Here is a 3515-nt window from a genome sequence, read left to right as displayed (position 1 = left end):
GGATATCTAGGGAATTTTGTAATTATAGAAAGACAAAAAAGAGACATATTTCTTGCTCTTGCGGAAAGGGTAAGTTTGCGCAGTATCGAATAATGCACGCAAAACCACAGAACACCCAACAATTATTGCTACTGTGTTGTTAAATTACATCCTGATGACATGCGCCGCGTTGACAGTGTTTGTAGCGCCATGTTCTCATCGTCGATCAGTTAAGTAGACATGTTGGTCCAAACACCTACTTAATATTTGCCCGAAAGGGCAAACTGGTGAATAAATCGGGAAAATTTTGGACCTGGCCTTGCTTGAAGAGTACGACCCTAGTGCAATCAAAAGATGCCTAAGTTCGTTTAATTCATGCTTAAAAAAGAAGCAGCAATTAGTCGACGCATCAACTTACCAACCGGCGCGCCGCTTAATAAAATTCAAATTCAAGGATAGCAATGATTAAAGAAACTGTACTGTCGCGCTCACTGCGCCTGATGTTCTCGGGCGGTGTAGCTGTAGGTTTCGGTTTGCTGGCTCAGCCTGTGCTGGCACAGCAAACGACTACTGACTCAACCGTACAACGCGTGGAAATCACGGGCTCGTCGATCAAACGGATCGCCAAGGAAGGTGCACTGCCTGTGCAGGTGTTGAGCCAGGACGACATCAAGAAAAGTGGCGCCGCGTCGGCGTCCGACCTGATCCAGATGCTGCCGTCGATGCAAGGCTTCGTGCCATCGTCGAGTTCCGTCAACGGCGGCGGCGGCGGCGCCACCACGGCTGCGCTGCACTCGCTGCCATCGAAATACACCCTGGTGCTGCTGGACGGCCAGCGCATGGCGCCGGTCGCGGTCGGCTCGGGCCAGGGCGGCGGCTATGCCGTCAACATCGAATCGATCCCGCTGGAAGCGGTTGAGCGCGTCGAAATCCTGGGCGACGGCGCTTCCGCGCTGTACGGCTCGGACGCCATCGCCGGCGTGGTCAACTTCATCCTGAAGAAAAACAATACCAAGGGCGAAGCCTACGCCACCATCAGCCAGCCCAAGAAATCGGGCGGCCGTTCCTCGAACGTCGGCATCACCAAGGGCTGGGGCGACCTGGACACCGACAAGTTCAACGTCCTGTTCTCGTACAGCCACGACGAACAGCAGCGCGTGACCGCGCTGCAGCGCGATTTCTCGGCCAAGGGCGCGTTCTTCAAGTTCAGCAACGGCGGCAAGGAATACTTCTTTGACCAGCGCACCGGCAACACCGAGCCGGCCAACCTGACCTTCAACGTGCGTCCCAAGGGCTCGGCCGCCGACGTGGCGACCCATGGCGTGGCAATCAACCCGTTCCTGGCCGCTAACGGCAACTGCGGCAGCGCGCTGGCTGGCGCCTCCGGTAGCCAGTGCCGCTTCAACTACGCTTCCACCGTGGAAGACATTCCCGGCAACAAGCGCGACAGTGGCCTGCTGAAAGGCACCCTGCAACTGAACGACGACACCAAGCTGTGGGGCGAGCTGGTCCTGTCGAGCTTCTCGATGACCGCCCAGTTCGCGCCGTCGGCGCAGCCGATGGGCGTGAACTCGACCAGCCGCTTCCCTGGCCTGTACGCCAAATACGTGCAGCCTTACCTGGATGCGAACGGCCTGGAAAACCCAACCCAGAAAGCCACCCTGGGCTACCGTTCCGTGCTGATCGGCGGCCGTACCGACGAATTCGTGACCGATGCGCGTCACTTCGCGGCCGGTATCGACGGCGCGGCTGCGGGCTGGAACTACACGGCCAGCCTGATCCTGTCGAGCAGCAAGATCAAGGACAACGCCGCCGGCGGTTATTCCGACTTCACCAAGCTGTCGAACCTGGTCGCTTCGGGCGCCTACGACCCCGTGATGGGCACCGGCTCGCAGCTGCTGAACGGCGCACTGCTGAACGGCACCAACTTCTCGACCACCGACTCCAAGCTGAACACGATCCATGCTGGCGCCCAGCATGACCTGTTCGAACTGGGTGGCGGCACCTCGATCGTTTCGCTCGGCGGTGACTACTCGAAGACCCACTACCAGACCGCTTACAGCCCGCTGATCCTGTCGCAGTCCGGCTTCTCGACCCAGCCAGCGTCCGACGACTACCCAGTCGGCGGTAACTACGGCCAGGTACCGTTCGACGCCAGCCGCAACAACTGGGGTGCGTATACCGAGATCCTGCTGCCGGTCACCAAGACCCTGGAAGCGACCGTTTCCGGCCGTTACGACAGCTACGGCAAGACCCACAGCAACTACATCTTCGCTACCGTGCCTGATGCCAACGGCATCCAGCAGCAAATGGCTAGCGGCGATCTGGGCAACACCAGCAGCGCCGGTACCTACAAGATCAGCGCCCGTTGGACGCCGGTCGATACCGTGCTGGTACGCGCAGCATACGGCACCGGTTTCAAGGCGCCTAACATCAACGATATCGCCGGTGCCAACACCTTCGGTGGCAGCACCTCGGGCAGCTACGCTTGCCCATTCCCTGGTTCGACCGGTTGCCTGGTGGGCAATGCCCAGTACGACCTGCTGAGCGGCCCTAACGGCGCCAGCGGTTCGGCCGGCCTGCAGCCTGAGAAGTCCAAGCAGTGGACCTTCGGCGGCCGTATCGAACCTGCGAAGGGTCTGTCGCTGGGCCTGGACATGTGGAACGTCCAGATCCGCAACCAGGTGCTGTCCGCCGGTACGCCTGAGCAAGTTGGCTTCGCCAACCCACAACAGTACAAGTACCTGTTCACCAACCCGTACCCGGATCCAGCCGGCTACACCACCATCGCTTACCTGCTGGCGCCGATCAATGGCGGTGTGGCTAACTACCGCGGTGTGGACTGGGACTTCAGCTACCGTGCCAAGTCGTCGTTCGGCGACGTGCGTGCGGCCTGGAACGGTACCTACATGATCAAGCAGAACTACACCACCGAAGCTGGTGGCACGGTGAACTCCGATCTGGGCACCTTCGGTCCTGACAATGCTGTCGTGTTCCGCGTGCAGACCAATCTGTCGCTGAGCCTGACCAACGGCAAGATGACCAACACCCTGACCGCGCACTACAAGTCGGGCTACCACGACCAGGCTTACCCAGAAGACACCTCGATCTACGCCGTCAAAGCCGACGGTACGAAAGGCGCTTCCGTGGCCTTCGGTGGTCTGTGGACGCCTTCGTACACCACCTTCGACTGGCAAGGCAAGTACGACTTCGGCAAGTTCGGCCTGACCGGCGGTATCAAGAACCTGTTCGATCGTAATCCACCACTGACCCTGCAGAATGCAGGCGGCGGTAACCAGCTGGGCTACGACGGTCGTTACGCTGACCCGATCGGCCGTTCGTTCTACCTGAGCGGCAACGTCAAGTTCTAATGCCGTAAGGCGCTGGAATTGCAAAAATCCCCGGGCTTGCCCGGGGATTTTTTTTGCCCGGTCACTAATCAGTGGTGCTGCCCGTGCACCGCTGCCGCGCCCGGGGAAGGGCTGGTGCGCCGGTCTGCCACGCCACGCCGTGCCATGCCATGCATGGCGGGCGGG

At 59.8% G+C, this 3515-nt stretch carries 1 protein-coding gene; it reads left to right on the top strand.

Features of this window, described 5'->3' with window-relative positions; all coding sequences use genetic code 11:
* Window positions 1–569: 569 nt before the first annotated feature.
* Window positions 570–3350 carry a TonB-dependent receptor domain-containing protein gene (locus AC3WOS_RS28370; protein ID WP_492720658.1) on the top strand — a complete coding sequence of 927 codons (2781 nt, stop codon included), beginning with the start codon at window positions 570–572 and terminating at the stop codon, window positions 3348–3350.
* Window positions 3351–3515 lie beyond the last annotated feature (165 nt).

Source organism: Rugamonas sp. FW305-51 (assembly GCF_058786935.1).
This window is presented reverse-complemented; position numbering and strand designations above follow the sequence as displayed.